We start from the raw sequence: 14,738 nt of genomic DNA, 5'->3' as shown, positions 1-14,738 counted from the left end.
CGAAGACAAATTTTCTTGTCTTCGCTTCTTGTATTTGTGTTTCAACGTATTGATTAAAACTAGATAAAAGGGTTACAATAGTGAATATTACCTACTTGAACTTATTGCCTTTCATTATTATTTATTTGCCCTCCGTATTTTTTCCCTTTACCCATGTGAAAAGAGAATAACGTTAAAGTGTGGTGTCTGAATGAATTTGTCAATTGCAGCATTAGAAAACATGAAATTAAAAGAGTTATACGAGCTTGCGAAAGAATTTAAGATTTCGTATTATAGCAAGTTAACGAAAAAAGAGCTAATCTTCGCTATCTTAAAAGCTCGAGCAGAAAAAGAAGGTTTCTTTTTCATGGAAGGCGTATTAGAAATTATTCAATCAGAAGGATTTGGATTTTTACGTCCTATCAACTATTCTCCAAGCTCAGAAGATATTTATATCTCAGCTTCGCAAATTCGTCGTTTCGATTTACGTAATGGAGATAAGGTTTCTGGTAAAGTACGACCTCCGAAAGAAAATGAACGCTATTTTGGATTATTACAAGTTGAAGCTGTAAACGGAGATGATCCAGAATCAGCAAAAGAGCGTGTACATTTCCCTGCATTAACACCGTTATACCCAGATCGCCAAATGAAATTGGAAACGGAAACGAAAAAGTTACCGACACGCATCATGGATTTAATCGCACCAGTTGGATTTGGACAACGTGGTTTAATTGTCGCGCCTCCAAAGGCTGGTAAAACAAGTCTGTTAAAAGAAATTGCACATAGTGTTACAACAAACCATCCGGAAGCAGAATTAATTGTACTTTTAATTGATGAGCGTCCAGAGGAAGTAACAGATATTGAACGTTCTGTTAAAGGTGATGTTGTAAGCTCTACTTTTGATGAAGTACCAGAAAATCATATTAAAGTAGCTGAGCTTGTATTAGAGCGTGCAATGCGTCTTGTAGAGCATAAAAAAGACGTTGTCATTTTAATGGATAGTATTACCCGTTTAGCGCGTGCTTACAACCTTGTTATTCCGCCAAGTGGTAGAACTCTATCAGGTGGTATTGATCCAGCTGCTTTTCATAGACCGAAGCGTTTCTTCGGAGCGGCACGTAATATTGAAGAGGGCGGTAGCTTAACGATTTTAGCAACAGCGCTTGTTGATACAGGATCCCGTATGGATGATGTAATTTATGAGGAGTTTAAAGGAACTGGAAATATGGAACTTCACTTAGATCGCTCATTAGCTGAGCGTCGTATCTTCCCAGCGATTGATATTCGTCGCTCTGGTACGCGTAAAGAAGACCTATTAATTCCGAAAGAACATTTAGACAAGCTGTGGGGTATTCGTAAAACAATGCGTGATACACCAGACTTTGTTGAAAGTTTCTTACGTAAACTTCGTCAAACAAAGACAAATGAAGAATTTTTACAAAACATTGTTGCAGACTCAAAAAGATATGTAACAACTAAGTAAAGGGAAAAGATTGGGACTCGCTTATGTCGTAGTAAGCGAGTTTTTTATGTTTTTAAGGGAATATTAGAGAGAGTAATATATGGAAATAATTTCGGTTTTTGAGATGAAACTCATATTTGGGGTGAGAGAACCTTAGCCAGTCAGAGCTGAGCGAGCCACCGCCACTTTAATTTTAAAAAGACAAAAACAGGTAGTTGCAAAATGGAGTTAGCCTTGTTATAATTTCATCATATGTGTTTCATCAATATAGTTGTGTAAGCAGCTGAAGATGAAAAACTCTGTTTCGAAAATGATTCAGGGCGGAAGGAGATGAAAAGAATGAAAGCAGGAATCCATCCAAATTACAATAAAGTTGTATTTATGGACACGAACACAGGCTTCAAATTCTTAAGCGGGTCTACTAAAGGCTCTAGCGAAACTGTTGAGTGGGAAGATGGTAACACTTATCCATTACTAAAAATTGAGATCAGTTCTGATTCTCACCCATTCTACACTGGACGTCAGAAGTTTGCTACTGCAGACGGACGTGTTGACCGCTTCAATAAGAAATACGGTATTAAGTAATAAAGAACATAAAACAGGCAAGTGTATGTATTCGCTTGTCTGTTTTTTTTGCGAAAATATTAAACCTTTACCCTACTTTGGATTAGGAAAGTAGATGAAAGGAGAGCTCAATGTACTTAATGAATCAAAATGGTTGGATTGAAGTGATTTGCGGGAGTATGTTTTCTGGAAAATCAGAAGAGCTCATCCGCCGTGTGCGCCGTACACAATTTGCGAAACAACATGCAATTGTATTTAAACCATGTATTGATAATCGTTATAGTGAAGAAGATGTTGTATCACATAATGGATTAAAGGTTAAAGCAGTTCCTGTTTCAGCTTCAAAAGATATATTTAATCATGTAACAGAAGAAATGGATGTTATTGCAATCGATGAGGTGCAATTTTTTGATGGGGACATTGTGGAAGTGGTGCAAATATTGGCAAATCGTGGCTATCGTGTCATTGTAGCCGGATTAGACCAAGATTTCCGTGGTCTACCATTTGGACAAGTTCCTCAGCTGATGGCGATTGCTGAACATGTAACTAAATTGCAGGCAGTTTGTTCTGAATGCGGATCTCCAGCAAGTCGTACGCAACGTTTAATTGATGGAGAACCAGCGGCATTTGATGATCCGATCATTTTAGTTGGGGCTTCAGAATCGTATGAACCACGTTGTCGTCATTGTCATGCAGTACCTACAAAACAAAGATAAATGAAACTCGCTATGTAGAGCGGGTTTTTTTCGAAAATAGATGAAGATTGGTGGCTAGCTCTTCGCATCTAAGAACCTTCCGCCCGAAAGGTAAAAAGCACCTTTAGGGCGAAAGAACCTTAGCTGGTCAGAGCTGAATAAGCCACCTGCACTTTTAAATATATTATCTAGCTCCAGCGGCTAGAATCTCCGGTCATTTCGCTCTCTCGCTCGAAGCAAAAAGCGCTTCAAGGTCGAGAGCTCCAATGCCCTGCGATTCTGAGTGAGCCGCTTGCACTTTTAAATATTATCTAGCTCCAGCGGCTAGAATGGTCAGTGGTTTCACTTCTTCCTACGAGGCAAAGAGCGCCTCTCTGTCAGAAGCTCCAACCTCCTCCCATTCTGAGCAAGCCGCTTGCGCTTTTAAATATAATTTGCGTTTTTTTGATTAAGTACCATATACTATTTGTATTAGATACTAGGATGTAGAGGTGAATGGTGTGTTAGATCGTTTGCAAGCTGTAGAAGATCGTTATGAGAAGTTAAATGAATTGTTAAGTGACCCAGAGGTTATTAGCGATACAAATAAGCTTCGTGAGTATTCAAAGGAACAATCTGATATGCAGGAAACGGTAGAGGTGTACCGTGAGTATAAAGATGTTCGTGAGCAATTAAGAGATGCAAAAGCAATGTTAGAAGATAAGTTAGACGCTGATATGCGTGATATGGTAAAAGAAGAGGTTTCTGAATTAGAAGGACAAGAGAAAACATTATCAGAACGTCTGAAAATTTTACTTGTTCCAAAAGACCCTAATGATGATAAAAACGTTATCGTTGAGGTTCGTGGTGCTGCTGGTGGTGACGAGGCAGCTTTATTTGCTGGTGATTTATATCGTATGTATAGCCGTTATGCTGAGGTGCAAGGTTGGAAAACTGAAATTATCGAAGCGAGCTATACAGAGTTAGGTGGATATAAAGAGATTATCTTTATGATTAACGGTAAAGGTGCTTTCGCGAAGCTGAAATTCGAGAATGGTGCTCACCGTGTACAACGTGTTCCTGAAACGGAATCTGGTGGGCGTATTCATACGTCTACAGCAACGGTAGCTGTGTTACCAGAGGCGGAAGAAGTAGAAATTAATATTCATGAAAAAGATGTTCGTGTTGATACGTTCGCTTCTAGTGGTCCTGGTGGACAAAGTGTTAATACAACGATGTCAGCGGTACGTTTAACGCATTTACCGACGGGTGTAGTTGTATCTTGTCAGGATGAGAAATCACAAATTAAGAATAAAGAAAAAGCGATGAAAGTATTACGCGCACGTGTTTATGATAAGTTTAGACAAGAAGCGCAAGCTGAGTATGATCAAAACCGTAAACAAGCTGTTGGTACGGGAGATCGTTCAGAGCGTATTCGTACGTATAACTTCCCGCAAAACCGTGTTACAGACCATCGAATCGGTTTAACGATTCAAAAGCTAGATCAAATCCTACAAGGTAAGTTAGATGATTTCATCAATGCCTTAGTGATGGAAGATCAGGCGCAAAAGATGGAGGCAGCTGAGTAATGCGTGTCTATGAAGCCCTGAAATGGGCTTCTTCTTTTTTACAGGAAAATGGACGAGATGAAAATGCGGGAGAACTTGTCCTTTGTCATGTATTAAAGACGAACAGAACAGGATTGCTCATGAATATGCGTGAAGAAATAACTGCGGAACAAGAGACAAGTTTTGCGAAATTTATCCACAAGCATGTAGAAGGTATTCCAATTCAATATATGATCGGTTATGAAATGTTTTATGGTAGAACATTCTTTGTAAATGAAGAGGTATTGATACCAAGACCAGAAACAGAGGAACTTATAGTTGGAGTGCTAGAGAGAATTGAACGTCATTTTGGTAATGAGGAGCTTCACGTAGCAGATATCGGAACAGGTAGTGGAGCGATTTCTATTACGCTCGCTTTAGAAAATAAAAATCTTCATGTGTATACGGTAGATATTGCACAGGAGTCGATTGAAGTTGCAAAAGAAAATGCAAAAACTTTAGGAGCAGAAGTAACTTTCTATCACGGTGATTTACTATCGCCATTTTATGAAACAGATCAGAAGTTAGATGTCGTTGTTTCTAATCCTCCTTACATACCAGAGGAAGATTGGCGTGGCCTTTCTACTGTTGTGAAGGACCATGAGCCGAAGCGTGCACTTGTTGGCGGCGAAGATGGACTGGATTTCTATCGTCGTTTTATGGAGGAATTGCCGAACGTATTACAGAAAAAAGCGATTGTGGCATTTGAAATTGGTGTAGGACAAGGTGAAGATGTAAAGATGTTATTACAGCAAACTTTCCCACACGCTCAAGTTGAAGTTGTATTTGATATCAATGGAAAAGATCGAATGGTATTTGCAGAAATAGAGTAAGGCATAAGCCTTACTCTATTTTTTGTATAAAAAAATCATAACTACTCAGCCATACATTTCATTCAGAAGTTTGGTAAGGAGTATTATTCCAGCGAAAATACGCCCCTTATTACCTATAGAAAGTTATTTTTATTTTTCAGCATATAGATTGCTGCCATGAAGATAAAAATGGACCTACACCTTGCTTGCCCTTTCTTTGTTTTAAAACTTTGCACGTGCGGCAGGAAAAGGCCCTGACCGCTCCTATACATAGCCAGTCCCTCTCGGACATTTAAAAAAATGCTTTTCTGTCGGTTTTTCATAGAGTGGCTGAGTAGTTACAAAAATTCATATAGATTTTGAATTTAATAGTTTAGAAAGATGAAAGTCTGTCCACACTGTTTCTAGAGGGGACGGTGGAGGAAATGAAAAAACAAGTTATTGCTTATTTTCTTTTATTACTAATTGGTGCACAGTTACTTGTGCAGTTTGGATATATGAAAGCTGATGCAAAAGGGCCTGCTGTTATTCCGAAAGAGGCCGTTCGATTACGTATTTTAGCTAATAGTGATTCAGATAAAGATCAGGCGTTAAAACGTAAAGTACGTGATGAAGTAAAAGCGCAAATTGATGGATGGGTAGCGGATTTAACGTCATTTGAAGAGGCTCGAAAAGTAATTCAAAGCCATATTCCAGAAATTGAAAAGACAGTGGCGAATACGTTGAAAAGGGAAGGAAGTAAAGAGGCGTTTCAAGTGAAATTCAGTAAGAATGTGAAGTTTCCTACAAAGGTATATGGGAATTTTATTTATCCAGCAGGAGAATATGAAGCGGTGCTTATTACAATTGGAAAAGGTGAAGGTGCAAACTGGTGGTGTGTGCTATTTCCTCCAATGTGTTTCTTAGATTTTTCGAGTGGTACAGCTGTAAGGAAAGAAGAACATGTTGTGAAAGCTGAATCTCCTGAAGAGAAGCAGGTGAAACAACCGGAAGAGGATGAAGCGGAAGCAGAAGCTCCAAAGAAAAAAGAGGCTGAAATAAAAGAAACGAAAGTAGTAAAACAAGAGGTAACGAAAAAAGTAACAGCCCAAGAAAAGAAAGTTGTAAAAAATGAAACGCAAGTAGAAGAACAGCCTGTAAGTAAAGAAGAAGCAAAAACTGTGGAAAAAGTGGGGAAAAAACAAGAAAAACAAAATGAGTATGTAAAAGTAGAAGAGGAAGAAGAAAAACCAAAGGTGAAATTATTTATTGTAGAAGCTTTCACATCTTTATTCTCTAAATAATAATATTTCTAAATCCCTTCGCATATATAAACATGAGGAGGGATGTATTATGAAGAAGGTGTATTTTGCTACAAAAGCAGATGTGGAAAGCTTGCATTCTTTTTTCGGACAAGCTAATAAAAAAGATGATAAAATAAATGAGTTGTACGCACAATTTATGATTTTAGAAGAGGCGGGAGAAATACGAGCTGTAATTGGGTATGAACAAAGCGAGGGAAATGTGCTTATTCGTTCTTGTTTATTCACACCTAATGTGGATAAACAGACTTTCCTATATTTTTTTGAAATGTTTTTGCAGTATATGAAAGAAAAAAATATTCGACAATTGTACTTACTCACAAATCATCCACAATCTGTGACGATCTTTCAGTTTTTTGACTTTGTCACTATAGAGAAAGAGAAAGTGCCAGAGGGGATTCGACAGTTAGAACACTTTTGTAAAAATATAAAAGAGCCGAATGCAATAATACTAAATTGTCAGCTATTCACAAAGTTATCCACGGATTAATTAGGTTTATCCACATTTTGTGGATAAACCTTGTTTGTCTTTTGGATAAATCTCATAGTAAACTAAAAATAGACAAGTATTTCATGGTAGAAAAGGACGTGGAAAAAAATGCATACAAATATGTGGGTTGTGGATAATGTTGTGGAAAGAAAAAAATATTATCCACAATTAAAAGAAGCAGCGAGATTATTAAGAGAAAATGAAGCGGTAGCCTTCCCGACAGAAACAGTATATGGGTTAGGAGCGAACGCAATGGACGATGAAGCGATAGCGAAAATTTTTGAAGCAAAAGGGAGACCGAGTGATAATCCACTGATTGTCCACATAGGCACAAAATCTCAGTTAGATGGCATTGTAAGAGAAATTCCACCGGTTGCAGAAACATTAATGGAACATTTCTGGCCAGGACCATTAACAATCATTTTACCTAGAAAAGAAGGGATTTCAGAGAAGGTTACGGCAGGGCTGAATACAGTCGGAGTGAGGATGCCTGATCATCCAGTAGCACTTGCTCTAATTGAAGAGGCAAACGTACCTGTTGCAGCACCGAGCGCGAATCGTTCAGGACGTCCAAGCCCAACGTTAGCTTCTCACGTGTATGAAGATTTAAATGGGAAAATTGCTGGTATCGTTGATGGCGGAGCAACAGGAGTAGGCGTCGAATCAACTGTAATTGATTGTACGAGCACAGTTCCGACAATTTTACGTCCAGGTGGAATTACGAAGGAACAATTGGAAGCGGTGATAGGTACTGTTTCTTTGGACCCAGCCTTAAAGGATGAAAAAGAAAAGCCAAAATCACCTGGAATGAAATATACACATTATGCACCGAAAGCACCACTTAGTATTGTTGAGGGATCACGTAAGTTTATTCAACGTCTTGTGGATGAGAAAAAGAAAGAAGGGCTTAAAGTAGGTGTATTAACGACGGAAGAGTATCAGCATGTGTATAGTGCAGATGTTGTATTATCTTGTGGTATGCGAAGTGATTTAGCTAGCGTTGCGACTAAATTATATGATGTGCTTAGAACGTTTGATGCAAGTGAAGTGGATGTTATTTTTAGTGAGTCATTCCCTAATGAAGGAATTGGAAATGCAATTATGAATCGTTTAACAAAAGCGGCGGGGCATCATATTATCACTGAATGATAATGTACCTTTACCAAACAGAATATTTCTCCTTGGATAAGCATATTGTGAAGTAGCACGTCCGAGGAGGGACATGAATGACGCTTGAACAGCTAATACCTTTAATAATTATGGCGTTCGCCTTAGGGATGGATGCATTTTCGGTGAGCCTCGGTATGGGGATGGTGACATTAAAGTTAAGACAAATCCTTTATATCGGTATGACGATAGGGATATTTCATATTATCATGCCATTTATCGGAATGATATTAGGACGTTTTCTATCAGAGAGGTATGGGGATGTTGCGAATTTTGCAGGAGCCATTTTATTAATTGGACTAGGATTTTATATTGTATATTCGTCTATTTTAGAAGGTGAAGAGAATAGAACTGCCCCAATTGGAATTAGTTTATTTGTATTTGCATTTGGTGTCAGTATAGATAGTTTTTCGGTAGGCCTTAGTCTTGGAATTTACGGAGCGCAGACGATTATTACCATATTACTTTTTGGATTTATTAGCATGTTGTTAGCGTGGATTGGTTTATTAATCGGTAGACATGCGAAAGGTATGCTTGGTATATATGGTGAAATAGTAGGTGGTATTATTCTTGTTGGGTTTGGATTATATCTTCTTTTTCCTATATGATTTTCATATGAGGGTGGAAAATATGAATAGGTTGCTAAAATGGTATGTCGTATGTATAACCTTTTTTCCAAGATGGTTACGTAGGCTTATCATTTGGGGCATTGTTTTGCAAATTGCGGTTTTAGGTTGGATTAAATTGATTCGTGAATGGTAAGATAATTCCTTTCTGTACACTTGAATACAATACTCCGCAAATATAGAAAGGGTGTTACAAATGACGAGATTAAAACAAGTTTTTGGTATTATTATTAGTTTTTTTGTTTTTTGGTTTAGTATGCTCGGTGTACAAATGTTTGCTGAGTTTTTAGATATTGAGTCATTAAAATTTGTTGCAGGAAAATCTGAGGCGGCACGTGCGTTTTATTCACCGTATCCATTTTTAATTGTTTTCCTTATCACATTACTTTCTTTATATTTCTTTGTTATAAAGCTTGGTAAATCGAAAAAAGAGAAATTACCTGCATTAGAGGAGAAGAACGAAGAATTACAGTGAAAAAATCCCCCGCTAAAAAGCGGGGGATTTTATGTTTGGATGATGGAAGTGGACGAGCCGCTGCCGCTTTTAAATATATCCAGCTTCAGTGGCCAGCTCTTCGCATCTAAGAACCTCCGCTACTCAAGGCAAAAAGCACCTTTTGTGTGAGAGAACCTTAGCTGGTCAGAGCTAATCGGGCCCCTTCCACTTTTAAAGTGGCCTCACTAATTCAAATTGTTCTCCTAGTTTTGCGTAGTTGTGTCCTGCTAGGCGGCTTACTGGTTTTAGTTCTTCGGCATGAATGCGGCCGTTTTCGTATAAGTGCTCTGCAACATGGAAACGAACGACACGACCGATTAGTAAATCACAAGCTGGAGAGTCGTCAGTTCCGCCGAGCGGTATAGCGCGTTCTAATATGCATTCCATTCGAATGTTTGCTTCTTTCACCCCTGGTACAGAAATGACATCGCTGTCGATAGGTGTTAGTTTTGCTAATTTGATTTCACTTTCATCAGGAGGTAGGTTGGCTGCTGTTTCGTTGATCGCTTCTATGTACGATTCATCAGAAATATGTACGACAAATTCCCCTTTTTCTATTGCGTTTCGGGAAGTGTCTTTCGGTTTTCCTTCTTTTCGTTGTACCGAAACTGAGATAAGTGGTGGATTGGCAGCAACGATATTGAAATAACTGTATGGTGCGCCGTTTAATACGCCATCTTTCGTTACAGAAGTAACGAATGCAACAGGCCGCGGAATAATACTTCCCGTTAATAATTTATAATTATCTTTTTCGGTTTGTTCGTTTGGATTAATGGATAACATGTTCGTAATCCCCTTTCTAAATATGAATGCTTATTGTTTGTTTACAAGATAGCAGGGGGAAACTCCTGCTGAAAATAATATTTTGTTACATAAAAAGAACTTACTTCAATCGTAATGAAGTAAGTTCCGTTTAAAGAATCTCGAGGTCGAGATAAAAATTAAAGTAAAACGTATGCACCAGGTCCGATTAAAGCTACACCAACAGCAACAGCGATTAACATTAAATTGTATTCAAATCCGTCCTGTGTTACCCAGTAACCATTTTTTCCATGAACAGTGAAGATTGCCATTAACATTGTTCCGACGATAAATAATGAACCAATTGCAGTGAAAATACCTGATGCGAATAAGAAACCACCCAATAGTTCAGTTGCGCCAGCCATAAATGCCATAAATACACCAGGGCGTAAGCCGATTGATTCCATCCAGCCACCTGTTCCTTTCAAACCGTAACCGCCAAACCAACCAAATAATTTTTGGGCACCATGACCCATGAATGTAATTCCTATAATAAGACGAATAATAAGAAGACCGATATCCATCATTTTAAAACCCCCTAAAAGTTATTTACTTATCTTACGTAAGTAATAATAAAATAGTTACTTACTTTAGTCAAGTGGATTTTAACAAAAAAACGAAAAAAATTTTACAAATGAACAACAAAAGATAAAATGTAGTAAAGACCTCTAGACAAGAGGGTGGGAAAAAGAGAGAATATAAGTAGAAGTTAACTTTCTTATTGCTATTCAGACAATCAGAATTGACTGGAATTTTGCAAAGAGCTACAATAAGAGTCTATTAGTAATGACGTAATTTATTTCGAAAGCGTTTTTACAGTATAACTTTCGAGGTATGAAGTCTTACGTGTATCCGATCTTTAATAGAGATTGCCCTATAAACTTTAGGTAAATTATAAGGAGGACTATCCTATGTTTAAAAAATTATTCGGTTTTGGTTCAAAAACAAATGAAGAAACAATCGTAGCTCCATTAACTGGAGCAGTGAAAAATATTGAAGAAGTACCAGATCCAGTATTCGCTGGTCGTATGATGGGTGACGGTGTTGCAATCGATCCTACTGAAGGTGTAGTTGTATCTCCAGTTGATGGTGAAATCGTACAATTATTCCACACAAAACATGCTATTGGAATTAAAACAAAGAATGGTACAGAAATTTTAATTCACGTTGGATTAGAAACTGTTAAAATGGAAGGCGAAGGTTTCGAAGCTCACGTTTCTGAAGGACAAGCTGTAAAAGCTGGAGATAAGTTAATCTCATTCGACTTAGAATTAATCCGTGAAAAAGCGAAGAGCACAATTACTCCAATCGTTATTACAAACACAGATGCAACTGAGTCTATTAAGACAACTGTAGGTGTAACAGCTACAAAAGGATCAACAGAAGTAATGAAAGTTACAATGAAATAATTATTGTATAGAAGGAATCCGTTTCATATGAAATGGATTCCTTTTTTTGTTTTGTAGTATGTTCATTATGTATGTTAAAATACTCTAGGCACTTGGAAATAGGGTTTCACATATATGTGGATAAGGCGCATTTTTCTTAGAAAAATGCGCCTTTTGTATATTTACATTTCTTTTGTTCTATTCTAATGTACGTTATGATAAATGGTAGGAAACAGGAGAAAAGGGGTGGGTTTAGATGAAACGAGTGTTATTTGTTTGTACTGGAAATACATGCCGTAGTCCGATGGCTGAGGCTTTGCTTCGTCATTATGGAGAAGGGAAATTTGAAGTGCAATCGGCTGGTGTTTTCGCCTATCCTGGAAGCGATGCATCGATACATGCGAAGGAAGCTTTAGCTGAAAAAGGAATTTCAATAGATCATGCTTCGCAGCAGGTGAACCAAACTTTGCTTGATTGGGCGGATATTGTAGTAACGATGACGGAAAATCATAAGCAAATTGTATTTGGGCATTATCCGAGTGTTGAAAAGAAATTGGATACATTATATGGATTAACTGAGGGAATAAGTAAGGATATTTCAGATCCATTTGGAGGATCACTTTCTATTTATAAAGAAACGTTAGAAGAGATGGAAAAACTTGTACAAACTTTACTGAAAAAACATTCAGAAGGTTGATGTTTCGTGTATAATACGATATTGGAGATCACTTTGTTCTATTAAGGTAGCGAGTGTGAAATGAAGATAATTGATTGAAACTTTGGAGGGGTAAAAATGAAAGTAGTAGTAGCATCTGATCACGGCGGTATGAATATCCGTAAAGAACTTGTAAGTTTATTAGAAGAGTTAAATATTGAATATATTGATTTAGGTTGTGAATGTGAAGCTGGTTCTGTTGATTACCCTGATTTTGCGTTTCCGGCAGCAGAAATGGTAGCGAATGGTGAAGTAGATCGCGGCATTTTAGTTTGCGGAACAGGCATTGGTATGTCGATCGCAGCAAACAAAGTAAATGGTATTCGTTGTGCGTTAGTTCATGATACTTTCAGCGCGAAAGCAACGAGAGAGCATAATGACAGCAACATGTTAGCAATGGGCGAGCGTGTAATTGGAGCTGGCTTAGCGCGTGATATCGCAAAAATTTGGTTAACAACTGAGTATGAAGGTGGCCGTCACGAAAACCGCGTAGGAAAAATTAAAACGTACGAAACAAAGTAATAGATTCTAACTATACGTAGTATGAAATATAATTTGGTGAACCAACCTGTGAAAGGAAGAGGCGTAATGACAGAAATCGTAAAGGTAAGAGAACAGCTACAAATATCGCTTTCTGATTTCCAAGAACAAGCTTCGTTACAAAGTGGTCAAATTTTTGTAGTGGGGTGTAGCACGAGCGAAGTGCTAGGTGAAAGAATTGGGACATCAGGAACGATGGAAGTGGCAGAGGCGATTTTTTCTGAATTAAAACAATTTCAAGAGCGAACAGGTATTGAATTGGCTTTTCAATGTTGCGAGCATTTAAATCGTGCTTTAGTAGTTGAGAGAGAGACAGCGATAAAATATCAATTTGAAATTGTAACAGTTACGCCTGTTAGATCAGCAGGTGGTGCATTAGCGACGTATGCGTATCACAACTTTAAAGATCCGGTAGTAATTGAGTTTATTAAAGCAGATGCAGGAATGGATATTGGAGATACATTTATTGGTATGCATTTAAAGCATGTAGCTGTTCCGGTTCGTACAAGTGTGAAGGAAATAGGGAGTGCGCATGTAACGATGGCAAAAACACGTGGGAAACTAATTGGTGGAGCACGTGCCGTCTATGCGGCAAACGAAGAAACTATGACGTGTCGTTGAAGAAAAAAATAGGAAGTCATCTAAATACTTTATATCGTAAGATAAAAGGTATGTAGTCTGACTTTATAATAGAAGGAAGAAAAGACCGATTTCGGTCTTTTTTTTTCTTTTATGATATAGAAAGTCATGTTAGAATGTAGTTGAAAACATGAAGGTTCGAAAGAATTACAACCTGAATTTTCGTTTTTTCTGAATAAATAAGAAAAAACTATTGGGAATTGATGTAATTCGTTCAGAAAAGGGGGATTTTGGTGGATCATTTAAAACGTCAAGATGAAAAGGTATTTGCTGCAATTGAGGCAGAACTAGGAAGACAGCGTTCAAAGATTGAGTTAATTGCTTCGGAAAACTTCGTAAGTGAAGCAGTAATGGAGGCGCAAGGTTCTGTTTTAACGAATAAGTATGCTGAAGGATATCCTGGAAAACGTTACTATGGTGGCTGTGAACACGTAGACGTAGTAGAAGATATCGCACGTGATCGCGTGAAAGAAATTTTTGGCGCTGAGCACGTAAATGTTCAACCACATTCTGGTGCACAAGCGAACATGGCAGTATACTTCACGATTTTAGAGCAAGGCGATACAGTACTTGGTATGAATTTATCTCATGGTGGTCACTTAACACACGGAAGCCCTGTTAACTTCAGTGGAGTACAATATAATTTCGTAGAATATGGCGTGGATGCTGAATCTCACCGTATTAATTACGATGATGTATTAGCAAAAGCGAAAGAACATAAACCAAAATTAATCGTTGCAGGTGCAAGTGCATACCCTCGTGTTATCGATTTCAAACGATTCCGTGAGATTGCAGATGAAGTGGGCGCATACTTAATGGTTGATATGGCACATATCGCTGGTTTAGTAGCAGCTGGTTTACATCCAAACCCAGTACCACATGCACACTTCGTTACAACAACAACACATAAAACATTACGCGGCCCACGTGGTGGTATGATTTTATGTGAAGAGCAATTTGCAAAACAAATTGATAAATCAATCTTCCCTGGTATTCAAGGTGGCCCACTTATGCACGTAATTGCTGCAAAAGCTGTTGCATTTGGTGAAACACTACAAGATGATTTTAAAACATATGCACAAAATATTATCAACAATGCGAACCGCTTAGCTGAAGGCCTTCAAAAAGAAGGACTTACACTTGTTTCTGGTGGAACAGACAATCATTTAATCTTGATCGATGTTCGTAACTTAGAAATTACAGGTAAGGTAGCCGAGCATGTATTAGATGAAGTTGGTATTACAGTAAACAAAAATACAATTCCATTTGAAACAGCAAGCCCATTTGTAACAAGCGGCGTACGTATCGGTACGGCAGCTGTAACATCTCGTGGTTTCGGTTTAGAAGAAATGGATGAGATTGCAGCAATTATTGCTCATACATTAAAAAATCATGAGAATGAAACTGTATTAGAAGAAGCACGTAAACGTGTAGAGGCGTTAACGAGCAAATTCCCAATGTACACAGATCTATAATA

At 37.9% G+C, this 14,738-nt stretch carries 18 protein-coding genes; 16 read left to right on the top strand and 2 right to left on the bottom strand.

The genetic code is table 11. The features are described from left to right. Positions 1–190: 190 nt before the first annotated feature. From rho to VK90_RS20605, 11 genes are all read left to right on the top strand, one after another. Entirely contained in the window at positions 191–1,462 is a 1,272-nt protein-coding gene (gene rho, locus VK90_RS20650) for a transcription termination factor Rho (RefSeq protein WP_002174368.1), read from the top strand. A 318-nt stretch (positions 1,463–1,780) separates the two neighbouring features. Continuing rightward, positions 1,781–2,026, top strand: coding sequence for a type B 50S ribosomal protein L31 (locus tag VK90_RS20645; protein WP_000643447.1), 246 nt, complete (start codon positions 1,781–1,783; stop codon positions 2,024–2,026). 110 nt (positions 2,027–2,136) lie between these two features. Beyond that, positions 2,137–2,721 carry a thymidine kinase gene (locus VK90_RS20640; RefSeq protein ID WP_002174367.1) on the top strand — a complete coding sequence of 195 codons (585 nt, stop codon included), beginning with the start codon at positions 2,137–2,139 and terminating at the stop codon, positions 2,719–2,721. 479 nt (positions 2,722–3,200) lie between these two features. Further along, positions 3,201–4,268 carry a peptide chain release factor 1 gene (gene prfA, locus VK90_RS20635; protein ID WP_002174366.1) on the top strand — a complete coding sequence of 356 codons (1,068 nt, stop codon included), beginning with the start codon at positions 3,201–3,203 and terminating at the stop codon, positions 4,266–4,268. Next, positions 4,268–5,119, top strand: coding sequence for a peptide chain release factor N(5)-glutamine methyltransferase (gene prmC / locus VK90_RS20630; RefSeq protein WP_048374868.1), 852 nt, complete (start codon positions 4,268–4,270; stop codon positions 5,117–5,119). Before prfA ends, prmC begins: the two co-directional genes overlap by 1 nt. A gap of 404 nt (positions 5,120–5,523) precedes the next feature. Then, on the top strand, positions 5,524–6,381 hold the full coding sequence (spoIIR, locus tag VK90_RS20625; protein ID WP_048374866.1) for a stage II sporulation protein R: 858 nt from the start codon (positions 5,524–5,526) through the stop codon (positions 6,379–6,381). Between the two features lie 49 nt (positions 6,382–6,430). After that, entirely contained in the window at positions 6,431–6,889 is a 459-nt protein-coding gene (locus VK90_RS20620) for a hypothetical protein (RefSeq protein WP_002174363.1), read from the top strand. Positions 6,890–6,997: 108 nt separating this feature from the next. Continuing rightward, positions 6,998–8,038, top strand: coding sequence for an L-threonylcarbamoyladenylate synthase (locus tag VK90_RS20615; protein WP_048374864.1), 1,041 nt, complete (start codon positions 6,998–7,000; stop codon positions 8,036–8,038). 77 nt (positions 8,039–8,115) lie between these two features. Beyond that, positions 8,116–8,664 carry a manganese efflux pump MntP gene (locus tag VK90_RS20610; RefSeq protein WP_002174361.1) on the top strand — a complete coding sequence of 183 codons (549 nt, stop codon included), beginning with the start codon at positions 8,116–8,118 and terminating at the stop codon, positions 8,662–8,664. Between the two features lie 22 nt (positions 8,665–8,686). Next, positions 8,687–8,818 (top strand): hypothetical protein, encoded by a 132-nt coding sequence (locus tag VK90_RS31115; protein WP_257145153.1) that lies wholly within the window; start codon positions 8,687–8,689, stop codon positions 8,816–8,818. Between the two features lie 60 nt (positions 8,819–8,878). Further along, positions 8,879–9,157 (top strand): DUF3935 domain-containing protein, encoded by a 279-nt coding sequence (locus VK90_RS20605; protein ID WP_002174360.1) that lies wholly within the window; start codon positions 8,879–8,881, stop codon positions 9,155–9,157. A 192-nt stretch (positions 9,158–9,349) separates the two neighbouring features. On the opposite strand, the gene VK90_RS20600 is transcribed toward VK90_RS20605, so the two are convergent. Both VK90_RS20600 and VK90_RS20595 read right to left on the bottom strand, forming a co-directional pair. Beyond that, on the bottom strand, positions 9,350–9,961 hold the full coding sequence (locus tag VK90_RS20600; protein WP_002174358.1) for a flavin reductase family protein: 612 nt from the start codon (positions 9,959–9,961) through the stop codon (positions 9,350–9,352). A gap of 158 nt (positions 9,962–10,119) precedes the next feature. After that, positions 10,120–10,506, bottom strand: coding sequence for a DoxX family protein (locus VK90_RS20595; RefSeq protein WP_002174357.1), 387 nt, complete (start codon positions 10,504–10,506; stop codon positions 10,120–10,122). Between the two features lie 384 nt (positions 10,507–10,890). On the opposite strand from VK90_RS20595, the gene VK90_RS20590 reads away from it, so the two are divergent. The 5 genes from VK90_RS20590 to glyA all read left to right on the top strand — a co-directional run bounded on the left by VK90_RS20590 (position 10,891) and on the right by glyA (position 14,736). Further along, entirely contained in the window at positions 10,891–11,388 is a 498-nt protein-coding gene (locus VK90_RS20590) for a PTS sugar transporter subunit IIA (RefSeq protein WP_002174356.1), read from the top strand. A 235-nt stretch (positions 11,389–11,623) separates the two neighbouring features. After that, complete coding sequence (locus VK90_RS20585; protein ID WP_048374862.1) at positions 11,624–12,064, top strand: low molecular weight protein arginine phosphatase; 441 nt, start codon at positions 11,624–11,626, stop codon at positions 12,062–12,064. Between the two features lie 96 nt (positions 12,065–12,160). Beyond that, positions 12,161–12,604, top strand: a complete 444-nt coding sequence (gene rpiB, locus VK90_RS20580; RefSeq protein ID WP_002174354.1) for a ribose 5-phosphate isomerase B — start codon at positions 12,161–12,163, stop codon at positions 12,602–12,604. 21 nt (positions 12,605–12,625) lie between these two features. Next, positions 12,626–13,243, top strand: a complete 618-nt coding sequence (locus VK90_RS20575; RefSeq protein WP_156185440.1) for a TIGR01440 family protein — start codon at positions 12,626–12,628, stop codon at positions 13,241–13,243. Between the two features lie 251 nt (positions 13,244–13,494). Further along, positions 13,495–14,736, top strand: a complete 1,242-nt coding sequence (gene glyA, locus VK90_RS20570; RefSeq protein ID WP_048374858.1) for a serine hydroxymethyltransferase — start codon at positions 13,495–13,497, stop codon at positions 14,734–14,736. Positions 14,737–14,738: the final 2 nt, after the last annotated feature.

The sequence above is a fragment of the Bacillus sp. LK2 genome (assembly GCF_001043575.1).
In the GTDB taxonomy this organism is placed as follows: Bacteria; Bacillota; Bacilli; order Bacillales; family Bacillaceae_G; genus Bacillus_A; species Bacillus_A paramycoides.
Note: the sequence above shows the minus strand (reverse complement) of the source record. Positions and strands in the feature narration are given on the sequence as shown.

What these genes read in the sequence shown, in the direction of transcription:
- rho (WP_002174368.1), top strand. Translation starts at nt 191, where the DNA reads ATGAATTTGTCAATTGCAGCATTAGAAAACATGAAATTAAAAGAGTTA.
- VK90_RS20645 (WP_000643447.1), top strand. Translation starts at nt 1,781, where the DNA reads ATGAAAGCAGGAATCCATCCAAATTACAATAAAGTTGTATTTATGGAC.
- VK90_RS20640 (WP_002174367.1), top strand. Translation starts at nt 2,137, where the DNA reads ATGTACTTAATGAATCAAAATGGTTGGATTGAAGTGATTTGCGGGAGT.
- prmC (WP_048374868.1), top strand. Translation starts at nt 4,268, where the DNA reads ATGCGTGTCTATGAAGCCCTGAAATGGGCTTCTTCTTTTTTACAGGAA.
- spoIIR (WP_048374866.1), top strand. Translation starts at nt 5,524, where the DNA reads ATGAAAAAACAAGTTATTGCTTATTTTCTTTTATTACTAATTGGTGCA.
- VK90_RS20620 (WP_002174363.1), top strand. Translation starts at nt 6,431, where the DNA reads ATGAAGAAGGTGTATTTTGCTACAAAAGCAGATGTGGAAAGCTTGCAT.
- VK90_RS20615 (WP_048374864.1), top strand. Translation starts at nt 6,998, where the DNA reads ATGCATACAAATATGTGGGTTGTGGATAATGTTGTGGAAAGAAAAAAA.
- VK90_RS20610 (WP_002174361.1), top strand. Translation starts at nt 8,116, where the DNA reads ATGACGCTTGAACAGCTAATACCTTTAATAATTATGGCGTTCGCCTTA.
- VK90_RS31115 (WP_257145153.1), top strand. Translation starts at nt 8,687, where the DNA reads ATGAATAGGTTGCTAAAATGGTATGTCGTATGTATAACCTTTTTTCCA.
- VK90_RS20605 (WP_002174360.1), top strand. Translation starts at nt 8,879, where the DNA reads ATGACGAGATTAAAACAAGTTTTTGGTATTATTATTAGTTTTTTTGTT.
- VK90_RS20600 (WP_002174358.1), bottom strand. Translation starts at nt 9,961, where the DNA reads ATGTTATCCATTAATCCAAACGAACAAACCGAAAAAGATAATTATAAA.
- VK90_RS20595 (WP_002174357.1), bottom strand. Translation starts at nt 10,506, where the DNA reads ATGATGGATATCGGTCTTCTTATTATTCGTCTTATTATAGGAATTACA.
- VK90_RS20590 (WP_002174356.1), top strand. Translation starts at nt 10,891, where the DNA reads ATGTTTAAAAAATTATTCGGTTTTGGTTCAAAAACAAATGAAGAAACA.
- VK90_RS20585 (WP_048374862.1), top strand. Translation starts at nt 11,624, where the DNA reads ATGAAACGAGTGTTATTTGTTTGTACTGGAAATACATGCCGTAGTCCG.
- rpiB (WP_002174354.1), top strand. Translation starts at nt 12,161, where the DNA reads ATGAAAGTAGTAGTAGCATCTGATCACGGCGGTATGAATATCCGTAAA.
- VK90_RS20575 (WP_156185440.1), top strand. Translation starts at nt 12,626, where the DNA reads ATGAAATATAATTTGGTGAACCAACCTGTGAAAGGAAGAGGCGTAATG.